General features: G+C 43.1%; 14 protein-coding genes. 10 read left to right on the top strand and 4 right to left on the bottom strand.

The genetic code is table 11. The annotated features are described in order from the left end of the window. Positions 1-2 precede the first annotated feature (2 nt). The 8 genes from WC958_01600 (at position 3) to WC958_01565 (ending at position 8108) form a co-directional block, all read left to right on the top strand. The gene (locus tag WC958_01600; protein ID MFA5628950.1) at positions 3-1916 is read left to right on the top strand and encodes an ASKHA domain-containing protein; all 1914 of its coding nucleotides are present in this window, start codon (positions 3-5) and stop codon (positions 1914-1916) included. 3 nt (positions 1917-1919) lie between these two features. Then, a complete protein-coding gene (locus tag WC958_01595) occupies positions 1920-2819 on the top strand; it encodes a bifunctional 5,10-methylenetetrahydrofolate dehydrogenase/5,10-methenyltetrahydrofolate cyclohydrolase (GenBank protein ID MFA5628949.1) in 900 nt (299 codons plus the stop codon). Further along, complete coding sequence (locus WC958_01590) at positions 2820-3767, top strand: acetyl-CoA decarbonylase/synthase complex subunit delta (protein MFA5628948.1); 948 nt, start codon at positions 2820-2822, stop codon at positions 3765-3767. It abuts the gene before it with no gap. 49 nt (positions 3768-3816) lie between these two features. Further along, entirely contained in the window at positions 3817-5064 is a 1248-nt protein-coding gene (locus WC958_01585; protein ID MFA5628947.1) for a hypothetical protein, read from the top strand. A 26-nt stretch (positions 5065-5090) separates the two neighbouring features. After that, positions 5091-6437: an acetyl-CoA decarbonylase/synthase complex subunit gamma gene (gene acsC, locus WC958_01580; protein ID MFA5628946.1), complete on the top strand. Its 1347-nt coding sequence runs from the start codon at positions 5091-5093 to the stop codon at positions 6435-6437. A 10-nt stretch (positions 6438-6447) separates the two neighbouring features. Continuing rightward, positions 6448-7326: a dihydropteroate synthase gene (locus WC958_01575; GenBank protein MFA5628945.1), complete on the top strand. Its 879-nt coding sequence runs from the start codon at positions 6448-6450 to the stop codon at positions 7324-7326. 116 nt (positions 7327-7442) lie between these two features. Then, entirely contained in the window at positions 7443-7760 is a 318-nt protein-coding gene (gene trxA / locus WC958_01570; GenBank protein MFA5628944.1) for a thioredoxin, read from the top strand. A 36-nt stretch (positions 7761-7796) separates the two neighbouring features. Next, positions 7797-8108, top strand: coding sequence for a hypothetical protein (locus WC958_01565; protein MFA5628943.1), 312 nt, complete (start codon positions 7797-7799; stop codon positions 8106-8108). A gap of 3 nt (positions 8109-8111) precedes the next feature. Here WC958_01565 and WC958_01560 read toward each other — a convergent pair whose 3' ends face one another. Further along, positions 8112-9494 (bottom strand): tRNA uridine(34) 5-carboxymethylaminomethyl modification radical SAM/GNAT enzyme Elp3, encoded by a 1383-nt coding sequence (locus WC958_01560; protein MFA5628942.1) that lies wholly within the window; start codon positions 9492-9494, stop codon positions 8112-8114. A gap of 102 nt (positions 9495-9596) precedes the next feature. Between WC958_01560 and WC958_01555 the strand changes: the two genes are divergently transcribed. Together WC958_01555 and WC958_01550 are read left to right on the top strand one after the other, a co-directional pair. Beyond that, on the top strand, positions 9597-10253 hold the full coding sequence (locus WC958_01555) for a class I SAM-dependent methyltransferase (GenBank protein ID MFA5628941.1): 657 nt from the start codon (positions 9597-9599) through the stop codon (positions 10251-10253). A gap of 50 nt (positions 10254-10303) precedes the next feature. Then, on the top strand, positions 10304-10522 hold the full coding sequence (locus WC958_01550) for a hypothetical protein (protein MFA5628940.1): 219 nt from the start codon (positions 10304-10306) through the stop codon (positions 10520-10522). An 80-nt stretch (positions 10523-10602) separates the two neighbouring features. On the opposite strand, the gene rimI is transcribed toward WC958_01550, so the two are convergent. The 3 genes from rimI to ruvB all read right to left on the bottom strand — a co-directional run bounded on the left by rimI (position 10603) and on the right by ruvB (position 12844). Then, on the bottom strand, positions 10603-11172 hold the full coding sequence (gene rimI / locus WC958_01545; protein ID MFA5628939.1) for a ribosomal protein S18-alanine N-acetyltransferase: 570 nt from the start codon (positions 11170-11172) through the stop codon (positions 10603-10605). An 81-nt stretch (positions 11173-11253) separates the two neighbouring features. Then, positions 11254-11802, bottom strand: coding sequence for an epoxyqueuosine reductase QueH (locus WC958_01540; GenBank protein ID MFA5628938.1), 549 nt, complete (start codon positions 11800-11802; stop codon positions 11254-11256). Position 11803: 1 nt separating this feature from the next. Beyond that, on the bottom strand, positions 11804-12844 hold the full coding sequence (gene ruvB / locus WC958_01535; protein ID MFA5628937.1) for a Holliday junction branch migration DNA helicase RuvB: 1041 nt from the start codon (positions 12842-12844) through the stop codon (positions 11804-11806). Positions 12845-12961: the final 117 nt, after the last annotated feature.

The raw sequence follows: 12961 nt of genomic DNA, 5'->3' as shown, positions 1-12961 counted from the left end.
ATATGCCGGACGATTATACCGAAATCAGATATAACGTACACTTTGAACCGGATAACGTTGATATCCTTGCCAAGCCGGGAGATAACCTGATGGAAATCTCGGTTGCCGCCGGTGTGCATATCAATGCTTCGTGCGGCGGTGCCGGTGTTTGCGGAACATGTAATGTAATTATTAAACGCGGTCAGGTTGAAAGCGTAAGGACGGATAAAGTATCTGAACAAGATTACAAAAAAGGTGTCAGGCAGGCCTGTAAAAGCAGAATCCTGTCCGACCTTGTTGTTGAAATTCCGGTAACGTCTAAATTGGAGAAGGCAATTCTTTCCAAAGAGGAGCTTTTATCTTCATGTTCATTGGTAAGCGGTTGGAAATTTAACCCGCCCGTTAAAAAGGTTTTCTTGCGGTTAACTCCGCCCACTATGGAAGATAATACGGATGACCTTGCGCGTCTTCTTAAGGGGCTTAAGATACAAGGCGGAATACAACAGGTTGCCGTTGAGAGTGACATTCTTGATATATTGGCGGAAACCTTAAGAGCGGGCGGCTGGAATGCCACCGTTACACTTCTTGAAGAAACCGAAAACGCATATAAATTGATAAACATAGAAAGCGGAGATACCAGAGCGCGTAATTTTGCGCTTGTTTTTGATATCGGTACAACCGCGGTCAGAGGGCAACTCCTGGACTTAAACCGCGGGCGAGTAATTAGCCAAGGTATCGATTACAACCGCCAGATTAGTTACGGAGAAGATGTTATTAGCCGCATTGCCTGGGCTCAAAAATCGGATGGCATGGAAAAACTGCAAAAAGCGGTTATTGCTACCTTAAACGACATGCTTAAAAACCTTGCCAAAAAAGCGAATGTTCAAATCAATGAAATTACGCATATTATATTTGCCGCCAATACCGTTATAACTCACTTGCTGTTTGGCTTAAATCCGAAATATTTGCGCTTATCGCCGTATGTTCCGACTGCCGCTTTCTTGCCTCTTATTAAAGCCCAGAGTATCGGATTGGAAACATCCGCTTCTGTTTATGTTTATACCATGCCCTGCGTTGCCAGTTATGTCGGCGGTGATATTGTATCGGGAATGCTGGGGACCGGTATCTATCAAAAAGATAAATTGACTCTTTATATCGATATCGGAACAAACGGAGAAATTGTACTTGGCAATAAAGATTGGATGATTACTGCCGCGTGTTCTGCCGGGCCGACTTTTGAAGGAGGCGGAATTAAACACGGGATGATTGCCACTTCGGGGGCTATCGAAGGCTTTGATATTGACCCTAAAACCTATGAACCGGTAATTACCACAATTGATAACGCTAAACCGAAAGGCATTTGCGGTTCGGGTTTAATTAATATCGGTGCCAAACTGCTTGAAAAAGGGGTGATAGACCCAAGCGGTAAATTCAACAGAGGGTTATTGAACCGCAGAATCAGAGAGGGCGATGACGGCTTTGAATACGTGTTAGCCTATGCCGACGAAACACAAACATATAAGGATATCGTTCTCACCGAGGCCGATATCGCAAATCTGGTTCGCTCCAAGGCAGGGATGTTTGCCGGTTATAAAACGTTATTGCAAAGTGTCGATAAGGAATTTAAGGACTTGGAACAAGTTATTATTGCCGGCACTTTCGGTAACCATATCGATATTGCAAACGCGATTATTATCGGGCTTTTACCTGATATCCCTAAAAATAAATTTGTTTTTGCCGGTAACGGCTCTTTATTGGGAGCCAGATTATCGGCATTTTCTCGTGATCTTATTAAAGACGGATTAAAAATTGCATCGATGATGACACATCTTGAATTATCCGAAAATAACTTATTTATGGACAATTATGTTGCTGCGCTTTTTCTACCGCACACCGATAGCGGTGAATTCCCGTCGGTAACACTGGGAGGGAAATAAATTATGCCTGCAATGATTATAGACGGAACGGCGACCGCCAAACATATCCGTGAAGAACTAACGGAAGAGGTTGTGCGCCTAAAAAAAGAATACAATATTGTGCCGGGGTTGGCGACGGTATTGGTCGGCGGCGATCCGGCATCACAGTTGTACGTTTCGATGAAAGTAAAAACGTGCGAAGCGATGGGTTTATATTCCGAAAATTACGATTTACCGGCCGAAACGACCGAGGAAGAATTACTTTCTTTAATTGATAGGCTAAACAGTGAACCTAAAATACACGGGATATTGGTACAGGTTCCCCTCCCCTCCCACATCCACGAAAACACTATCCTGGCGGCAATAAACGCCATTAAAGATGTTGACGGTTTTAACCCCGAAAGTATGGGCAATCTAATGATTGGCAAAGCCAATTATCTGCCGTGCACCCCTCTTGGGATACAGGTTCTTTTTGAAACATACGGTATCGAGACCGAGGGCGCCGATATTGTAATTATCGGCAGAAGTAATATTTTAGGGAAACCGATGGCCGGAATGCTAATGCAAAAAGCTAAAGGCGCTAACGCCACGGTAACGGTTTGTCATACTAAAACCAAAGATTTGGCTTCTCATACGCGCCGAGCCGATATTTTAATTGCCGCCGCCGGCAGTAAGCCGCGCTTTATTACCGCCGATATGGTTAAAGAAGGTGTTATAGTTATTGATGCCAGTACGCATCGAATTGGTGAAACAGCGGACGGTAAGGCGGTTATTTGCGGAGATGTTGATTTTAAATCGGTAAAAGAAAAAGCAAGTGCGATAACCCCTGTTCCCGGCGGTGTAGGGCCGATGACAATTGCGATGTTAATGTCGAACACGATTAAAGCGGCCAAGATTATTAATTTGCTTAACCCGGAGGTTTAAATGGCTTTTGAAACCCCCCAAATACCCTATAACGGTCAAATCAGAGAAATTACGCTCGGAAAAGGTGCCGGTGCGGTTACCGTCGGCGGTGAAACGGCCTACCCTTTTTATTCTTTTGACGGATCAATGCCGCATGTTCCGGTAATTGCAATGGAAGTCTACGACGCGGTAGCGGACGATTGGACCGAAGCCGCTATTAAACCGTTTGCGGATGTAATCCACGATCCGGTGAAATGGGCTCAAAAATGCATCAAGGAATACGGCGCGCAGATGATTTGTTTGCAATTGGCAGGTACCGACCCTAACGGGCTTGACGGTGATGCCGATAACGCCGCTTTGATTGTTAAAAAAGTTGCCGAAGCGATAGATGTTCCCTTAATAGTTTGGGGGACCTCCAATCATGAAAAAGATACGGAAGTTTTAACCAAAGTCAGCGAGATTTGCAGGGGCGAAAACCTGATTATAGGTCCTCTTGAAGAAGGAAATTACAAAAACATCGCCCCGATTGCAATAGAATGCGGGCATACCGTTATTGCTTGCAGCCCGATTGATATCAATTTAGCAAAACAGCTTAATATTCTTTTGGGCAACTTGGGTGTCCCTGACGATAAAATTATTATGGATCCTACCGTTAGCAGTATCGGCTACGGTATTGAATATGCTTATTCCGTTATGGAGCGGATGCAGATTGCGGCGCTAACTCAAAACGATGAAAAATTGCAATATCCTATAATTTGTAATATTGCCGCGGAAACTTGGAAAACAAAAGAAGTTAGAATTCCCACCGAAGAAAACCCAAGCCTTGGTGATATAACAAAGCGTGCCGTTATGCTGGAGGCGATGTCGGCTATGACGCTGGCAACCGCTGGTGCCGATATTTTGATTATGAGGCATCCCGAAGCAATCAGGCTCGTAAAAGAAATGTTAATCGAGCTAACTGCGGCTTGAAAAAATTATCCGAGCCGCGTTTCAAAAACCGCCTCTTACAGGGTCAATTATGGTAAAAATAACAAACTTCCCGTTTTTGTACGGCCCGGAATTTGAAGGTGAAAGGATTCGTGCCGAGGACCTTTATATTCAATTTGGCGGCAGAACAAGTTCTATGGTTGAATGGGTTACTACCCTAGCGTGTGAAGAAATTACCGACGGTAAAATAGAACTGTTTGGCCCCGATATACAAGATTGCGCTATTGGAGACACTCTCCCGCTGGCAATTATTATCGAAGTGGCGGGTAAGAATATGCAGCCTGACTTTGAACCGGTGCTGGAAAAGCAAATCCATCGCATTTTAAACCGAACAAAAGGGGTAATGCATACCGGACAGAGAGATATGGGGCATATCAAGGTTAGTAAATCGGTTGCTTTGAAAGGTTTTTCGTTACGGCATATCGGTGCTATCCTTTATGAAAAATTGCATAACGATTACGAACGGATTATCGACAAAACACAAGTAAAAATCTATACGGACGCAAAAAAAGCAGCCGAAATTTTAAATAAGGCAAGGCCGATTTACGCCGAGCGTGACGCACGTGTGGAAGGGATAACCGATGAAGGTGTCGATACGTTTTATTCGTGTACGATTTGTCAGTCATTTTTCCCGTTTCATGTTTGTACAATAAGCCCCCAGAGAAGCAGTCCCTGCGGTTCTTACAGCTGGCTGGATTGCAAGGCGGCTTATGAAATTGAGCCGACAGGCCCCAATAAACCTATCCTCAAGCAAAAAATGTTGGATTCAAACTTGGGGCAATGGCAAGGTATTAATAATTTTGTTAAAGCAGCTTCACAGGGTAAAATGAACTGTTACAATCTTTACGATATTATGGAGAAACCGATGCCAACCTCGGAATGGGTGGAGTGTGTTTCGGTGGTTTTACCTCAGTGTAACGGTATTATGATTGCCGATAAAGACTATAACGGGATGACCCCTTGCGGTATGGATTTTAAAACTATAATCGATAATATAAAAGGGGAACTGGATATCCCCGGCTTTATGGGGCATAGCCGCTACAATATCGTGCAGGATAAATTTATCTTTGCCGAGGGCGGGGTTCAAAGGATAGTTTGGATGCCGCTGGCCCTTAAAAAATGGATTTGCGACAACTTCGGCAGACGGGGGAAGGGCCCTGAAATTATCGGTATGTTGGATAAAATTGCCGATGAAAGCATAGGCACCGACGAAGAATCGGTTTTAGCCTTTTTAAAAGCGGCGGGGCACCCTGCCCTTTTGATGGAAGCAATAATATAGGTATAATGGGACAAAGGATTATTTAAATGGCGATTACGGGTATAGAAATATTCAAATTATTACCGAAAACGAATTGCGGAGAATGCGGTGTCCCGACTTGCTTGGCCTTTGCAATGAGTTTGGCTGCCGGAAAGACGGAACTTGCGAAATGCCCGTATCTTTCGGAAGAAGCCAGACAAAAATTGGAAGAGGCCTCAACACCCCCCATTAGGCCGGTTGTTATCGGAAGCGGTAAAAATGCTAAAACGATTGGCGGAGAAACGGTAATGTTCCGCCATGAAAAAAGGTTTGAAAACCCGCCTGCCATTGCTATATTAATCAGCGATGATATGTCGGAAATTGAAATTGACAGCCGGTTAGAGAAATTTAACACCCTTACCTATGAACGAGTCGGAGAGGCTCTCTGCGCTGAGATGGTCGCCTTAGAATGCTGTTCGGGGAATGCCGAGGCGTATACCGGTCTTGTAAATAAGGTTTTACAACAAACTAATGCCAATATTATGTTAATTTGTGATAATCCTCTCGTATTGGAATCAGCTTTGTCGCTCTGTGCCGATAAAAATCCGTTAATTTATGCCGTAACGCAAAATAACTGCGATAATATTATTCCTTTAGTTAAGAAATATGCCTGTCCGGTTGCGGTAAAAGACGCGAGCCTTGACGGGATTATAAAATTAACTTCCCTGCTTGAGCAAGCGGGGATTAAAAATATAGTGATTGATACCGGCATAAAAGATATAAAGGATGCGCTAAGAGATCAAGTCGCAATCCGACGTGCCGCCCTTAATCAGAAAATGCGCTCACTTGGCTATCCGACTATCGTTATGGTCGGAAAGATGTGTGCCGACCCCCAAAAAGAGGCTCTGGTAGCGGCTACCTTTATTGCTAAGTACGCCGGGATTATTGTTCTTTCCGATTTTACGGGCGATACCCTTTTTCCGCTTTTGGTATTGCGGATGAATATTTTCAGCGACCCCCAAAGGCCTTTGGCAACAACGGAAAATATTTATGAAATTGCCGGACCCGGTGCAGACTCTCCGGTTCTGCTAACATGTAATTTCTCGCTGACATACTTTATTGTTTCCGGTGAAATCGAAAGCAGCCGCGTTCCGTCGTATCTTTTAATAAAGGATACCGAAGGGCTTTCGGTTATGACCGCTTGGGCTGCCGGTAAATTCAGCGCCGATATTATTGCCTCTTTTGTTAAGAAAAGCGGCATTGCCGATAAAATCAACCACCGTAAACTGATAATTCCGGGTTATATTGCCATTGAAAGCGGTGCTTTGGAAGAAGAGCTCCCCGATTGGGAAATAATTGTGGGGCCGCGTGAGGGTTCTCATATACCTTCTTTTTTAAAAACATGGAAAGCGTGAGGAATAAGTTATGATATTGATTGGTGAAAATATAAATATTATGTCGAAAACAATCGGCAGTGCGCTTAAGAAGCGTTTACAAGATCCTATCCGCGAACTTGCCAAAGCCGAAGCTAAAGCCGGGATGCATTATCTTGATCTGAACATCGGTCCCGCTCGCAAAGATGGCGATTCCTTAATGGATTGGCTTGTTAATACCGTTCAGGAAGTTACGGATTTAAAACTTTCCCTTGATACCACCAATGCGCTGGCGACCGAGGCTGGTTTAAAAGCATCTAAAACACGGGCGCTTGTAAATTCGGTTTCTTTGCAACAGGAGCGATTGGATAATATCCTGCCGATGGCCAAGGAATATGATGCCGAAATTATCGGGCTTTTGTGGGGAGCGGACGGGATGCCGCGAGATGCCAACGAAAGGTGTATGCTGGCGGTTGATCTTATTTACAAAGCCAATGAAATCGGAATTCCTAACGAAGATATCTGGATAGACCCTATCGTAACGCCGGTTAGTGTTGATATAAACCAAGTTCAAGCTTGTATTGAATTTATGTCGATGCTTGGTGATATCGCTCCCGGGTGCAAATCCGTGGTGGGGCTTTCGAATGTATCCAACGGCACGCCAGCAAGTTTGCGCCCCTTCTTAAATCGAACATATTTGGCAATGTTGATGAAATACGGCCTTTATTCGGCGATAGTTGATGCTTTTGACGAAGAGTTGGTACGCCTTGCCGGGGGTGAAATGCCCGAAATCCTTAAACTTGTTCACGATATGATGGATGGCTACAACCCGGATTTTGGGTCGCTTATCCCCAAAGAATTGGAATATGCCAAAACGGTTAAGGTTCTGACCGGAGAAGCCCTTTATTCACATTCGTGGCTGGAAATATAACTGCTTGTTTCTTGCATTAGAATTTAATGGTTATGTAAAATAAATATTCTTGACACAATGAATTGAAAACATTACTATAAAACAGAAACAAAACCACAAAAAGAGGAGATTGCAGCATGGTTTATGAAATAACCGATCAAAGTTTTGAAAGTGAAGTGGCAGAGTCTACGCTGCCCGTATTATTAGATTTTTGGGCCCCGTGGTGCGGTCCCTGCCGTATGGTTGCTCCGGTGCTTGAAAAGCTGTCTGAGGAATATAACGGCAGATTTAAGATTTGTAAGATGGATGTAGACCAAAACAAGGATACGGCATCAAGGTATGGAATAGTGTCAATTCCTACACTTATTTTTTTTAAAGATGGCAAAGCGGTGGATATGGTTGTCGGTGCTCAATCCGAATCGGCGTTAAAAGAAAAAATGGACAGTATGCTTTAATCGTCCTTAACCGATTAGTGGTACGGAGATATTTGAATGAGTGATATTTTAGATGAAGCCTACGGCATAATACAGTGTAAGGAATGCCCATGGTATAAAATGTGTCTGATACCGATGAAGTTTACTACTGAGGATATTCGTCGGCAGATGGAGAACACCCCCGGGTTCGGTTCACCGGAAAAAGATAACCCGCAAATGAGTCAACTGATATCAAGTATGGCCTACTCTGCACAGCAATCGATGGTTGAGGGGTGCCCCATTTTTATTGAACGTTTACGCAAAAACCCGAAACTAGCCCAGCGTATTAAAGAAATTATGATTAATTGGAGCAGTGAAGGAGACGAATAGCCGTCATTGCTCCAATAACAAATCTTTTATCATATAACCGTTTACTAATTTATAACCTTCGGTTCGATAATATTCTCTGGCCCCTACCCCGCTCAATATCGCCATTTGCTTGGCGCCAAACTCTTCCGATGCAATACGTTCGGCTTCAGCCAGTAAGGATTTCCCCAAACCCCTGTGTTGTACGGCGCTAATATCCCTTTCTCCGATAGTCATTTCGGGGCCGTAAACGTGGAGTTCCCTAACAAATGCTGTTTCGTTATCAAAACCGACATTTAACGAAGGATCAGCTTGCATTCGAAGCCTTAGCATACCAAAGAGGGTCGAAAATTCATCTTCGAATGAAAGGAATACCTCATGTCCTTCGGATGCTTTATAATCTATTCTATCCAATTTAGCTTTGCCAATCGAAAGCTTTAACTTGGCTTTGTGTCCGTATTCGCGGCATCGAATACACTGACAGTTAATTCCCTTTTGTTCCATTATTAATTTTAACGGTTCACGTAACGAATCCTTTAAACCGGCCACGATAAATTTAGCCGGGATATCGCGGAGCACGCGCGATATCCTAACGTACTTGGGGACTAATGCTTTAATATCGGCCAGCAGGTTTATCATTGTCTCTTTATTGTAAGGTTCATAAAGACCTGCACGGTACCATTCGTAGAGAATACTGCCCTCAACAACCATTGTCGGATAGAGTTTCAACCCGTCCGGTCTGAATGCTTCATTTTCAAACATCATCCCGGATAATTTGAGGTCATTTTCAGGGGTTGAACCGGGGAGTCCCGGCATCCAATGATAATGCACCTTTAAGCCGACTTCCTTTAACATTTGCGTCGCTTTGATTACGTCTTCGACGGTATGCCCGCGTTTTACGGTTTCATAAATCTTATCGTCAAGCGTTTGTACACCGAGCTCCACTCTGGTTGCCCCGAATTCAATCATTCGAAGGATATCGTCTTTACCGCACCAGTCCGGTCTGGTTTCAATACATAAACCGACACAACGATGTTCCGATTTCTCGTTAATTTTCTGCGCTTCTTTTAAGCTTCCGGAGATTACACCGTTTAGGGCGTCAAAACAACCTTTAACAAATCGGTACTGATACTCCACAGGATACGATAAAAAGGTGCCCCCCATAATAATAATTTCTATTTTATCGGTGGGATGTCCCATTCCAGAAAGTATTTTTATTCGTAGTTCAACTTGGTCAGCGGCGTCGTAATTGCAACTTCTGGCCCTTAAAACCGCCGGTGATTCGGGGGTATAGCTTTGTGGTGTGGCAACATAAGTAGGACAATAAATACATTCGCCGGGGCAGCCCTGAGGCGCCGTCATGACGGCAACAGGCGTCACCCCGGAGATGGTTCTGGACATTTTTTTCATTCGTGCTCTCATAATTCTTTTATAAATGCTATAATCAGTCTACCAGTTTTGTTAATTAGCGACAAATAAAAAATTCTTCTTTGGTAATTAAAGGAACCGATTTTGGATAACGAACTGAAAGAAGTCTTCGATCATATTGCCCCCTCTTGGTATAACTTCAGGCACCGTTCAATTTTTAAGGCGGAGCTTGAAGAATTGGCAATTAAATGGCAAGAAGGGCGGCTAATTAATCTCGGTTGCGGGCATGGCGCCGATTTTTTACCGTTTACAAGTGGTTTTGAATTGTATGGAATTGATTTTTCTTCCGGTATGCTTAAACAAGCTCAAAGGTATGCTTTTAAATTTAAATATAACGTTTCTTTGGTACAAGCCGATCTTTGCAATCTCCCGTTTGGCGATAATTCTTTTGATTGGGCGATTGCGGTTGCCACTTATCACCATATACGAGGAAAAGATCAACGCTTAAAAGCGCTTTTCGAATTAAAGAGGGTTTTGAAACCGGGAGGCGAGGCTTTTATTACGGTTTGGAATAAATGGCAGCCGGCTTTTATGTTCAAGCCCAAAGATGTTAAAATACCTTGGAAAGAAAAAAATAATGTCCTTTTAAGATATTACCACCTATTTTCTTATAATGAAGCTAGGCGGCTTGCGGAAAATGCCGGTTTTAAGGTTATAAAAGTGTTTCCGGAAAAAAGATATAGGTTCCCCGTTAAGTATTTTTCGCGAAATATTTGTTTAGTTATAAAAAAGAATGATTAAAAAGCCGGTTGAGGATAATCGGATTATTGAAATTGGAGGAGGCAAACAGGATGGCAATTAAAATTAAGTGTCCGGCGTGTGAGAGTGAAGGCAGTATTTCCCTTTTGGAGCAAGAATATAAAGGACCCTATCGCTGTTGGAAGTGCCGTGCACTCTATATGATAAACATCAACAGCGGAGAAGTCTCATCAATAGAACCGCTTAGCGAAGAAGAATTTGAGAAATTCAAAGAAATCGAAGAACTCAAGAAAAAATTTACCCGCCGCTAATAGCAGCTGTTCCAATTATTAAATTATCCGCGTAAATCCGCAGCCGGTAACTGCTGTTTAATCGGCATTTCGTGTGTGATTTAAGAAGCGAGGGCAGCCAGGTCTATTTTGATTGGCCCTCGTTTTTTACGATAATTTTCTTTAAGCTTTTTAAAATTTTCACCGAAAACATTACTGTTTATGTTTTCGATTGTCATTATAATCCCGTCTTCGTTATTGTCGTTATAATACCCTTTACGGATTCCCATGGGGATAAATCCGCATTTTTCGTAAAGTTTTTGCGCAGTTATATTAGAAACTCTTACCTCTAAAGTTATCATATTGCAATTCATTTGAAGTGCAAGCTCAATTAAAGCAATTAGCAACAGCTCCCCCGCTCCGTTCCTGCGGCGGTTATTGCTAACGGCAATATTAACAACGTGGGCTTCACTGACCATTAACCACAGCCCGGCATATCCGATAAGTTTATCCGCATCCCGGTTTTTATTTTCCGCCGAATCAGTTTCAAAAATTACGATATAACGCGCAAGAAAGTTTTCCAACTCGCTTTGAAAATTGGTGGAATTTCTTATATCGGGGAAAACTTCACGATCCAATTCGTTTACCGCTGTTATATCATTTCGGGTCATCGCCCTTACGTAATAAGCCAATTTACGCCTCTGTAAATTTGATACATAATTTTAACACAGCGAGGTGTCGGAGAGTAGCTAATAAGCCGATAAGGGTAAAGCTTACTCTTTAATTTTTTGATTGGTATAACGCTCCCATTCGGAATAGACACATCCGCAATATTGTTGACGGTATAAATCCATCGGTTTGGTAATGCGGCGGCTGTCGGAGTAACGCTTTCTTAAATCGGCATATAAAAAAGTGCTTTTGGAATCTTGAGACAACTTTTCGCACATTTCTTTTAACAGGTCGTGTTTTTGTTGGTGGCTTATCAGTAATGTCGAAGTAAAATAATTGATTCCCAGTTCGGTTGCCGTTTCAACGGTTTTACTTAACCGCATATCAAAACACAGACCGCATCTTTCGGTCTCATGCCCTACTACCCGCCTGAAATATTCAACAAAATCATAACCTTCAACCACTATCAATTTAAAGTTTAAGTTTTTGGCAAGGGTTTCCATTGCTTCAAGCCGATATTGGTGCTCCATATACGGATGAATGTTGGGGTTATACCAAAGTGCGGTAACATCGTAGCCTTGTTCTTGCCAGTATTGGACGGTATAAGCGGTGCAATGAGCACAACAGCAATGGATTAAAATACTTTTTTTCATATCAAAACAAGGGTTGTTGCGGGGGTTTTTGCCGCTCGTTAAAAGGTATTCCGAGGTGTTGGTAAGCGAGAGGAGTGGCGACCCTGCCGCGCGGGGTTCTTTCTAAAAAGCCCAACTGCATTAAATACGGTTCATAGACATCCATAATGGTGTCGGCTTCTTCGCTGATGGATGCGGCGATAGTTTCGATTCCTACCGGCCCCCCGTTAAACTTATTGATAATGGTATGCAGAACTTTGTTATCGACGTCGTCCAGCCCCATGTTATCGACTTCTAACATTGCAAGCGCTTCGTTTGCCATTTCCGCCGTGGCATTACCGTCACCTTTTACCTGCGCGTAATCCCTGACTCGTTTTAACAAACGATTGGCTATTCTTGGGGTTCCGCGTGAACGGCAGGCAATTTCGTATAGGCCGTCGGGATCGGCTTTCATTCCAAGAATTTTAGCGGAACGTTTTAGGATTTCTTCAATATCTTTAATATCATAAAAATCAAGACGATATACCGAACCGAATCGGTCTCTTAATGGGGAGCTCAGTTGGGCAAAACGCGTCGTAGCTCCGATTAAAGAAAAATCGGGCAGGTTCAAGCGCAAACTTTTAGCGCCGGGGCCTTTGCCGATTATTAAATCGAGGGCGCGGTCTTCCATGGCAGGATAGAGAATCTCTTCCACAACCCTGCTAAGGCGATGTATTTCATCAATAAAGAGGATATCGTGGCTTTGTATATTGGTTAGAATGGCTGCTAAATCACCGGTTCGTTCAATTGCCGGGCCGGAAGTAATACGGAGGTTAACCCCCATTTCAATAGCAATAATATTAGCCAGTGTTGTTTTTCCTAATCCGGGCGGTCCGTATAACAAAACATGATCCAAGGCCTCGCCCCTTCCTTTGGCGGCCTCTATTGCAATACTTAAGTTTTCCCTGACTCTGGATTGGCCGATAAAATCATCAAAATGTCTGGGCCTCAGACTGTTATCTAAAGGCGAGTCTTCATTATTGAATTTACCGGATACAACGCGTTCTATTTTAGCCCCTCCCAATGCGCTATCGCCTTATTATAACATATATTAAAATCTTTCCTTATAAAAATAGCCGCTCTTTTTAGGGAGCGGCTATTAATAACGATTTTTTAAATGAGATTAAATCTCTGTTTCTTC

This window comes from Dehalococcoidales bacterium, assembly GCA_041656115.1.
GTDB lineage: Bacteria > Chloroflexota > Dehalococcoidia > Dehalococcoidales > UBA5627 > UBA5627.
The sequence above is the reverse complement of the archived record's forward strand: the minus strand, read 5'-3'. Positions and strand labels throughout refer to the sequence as shown.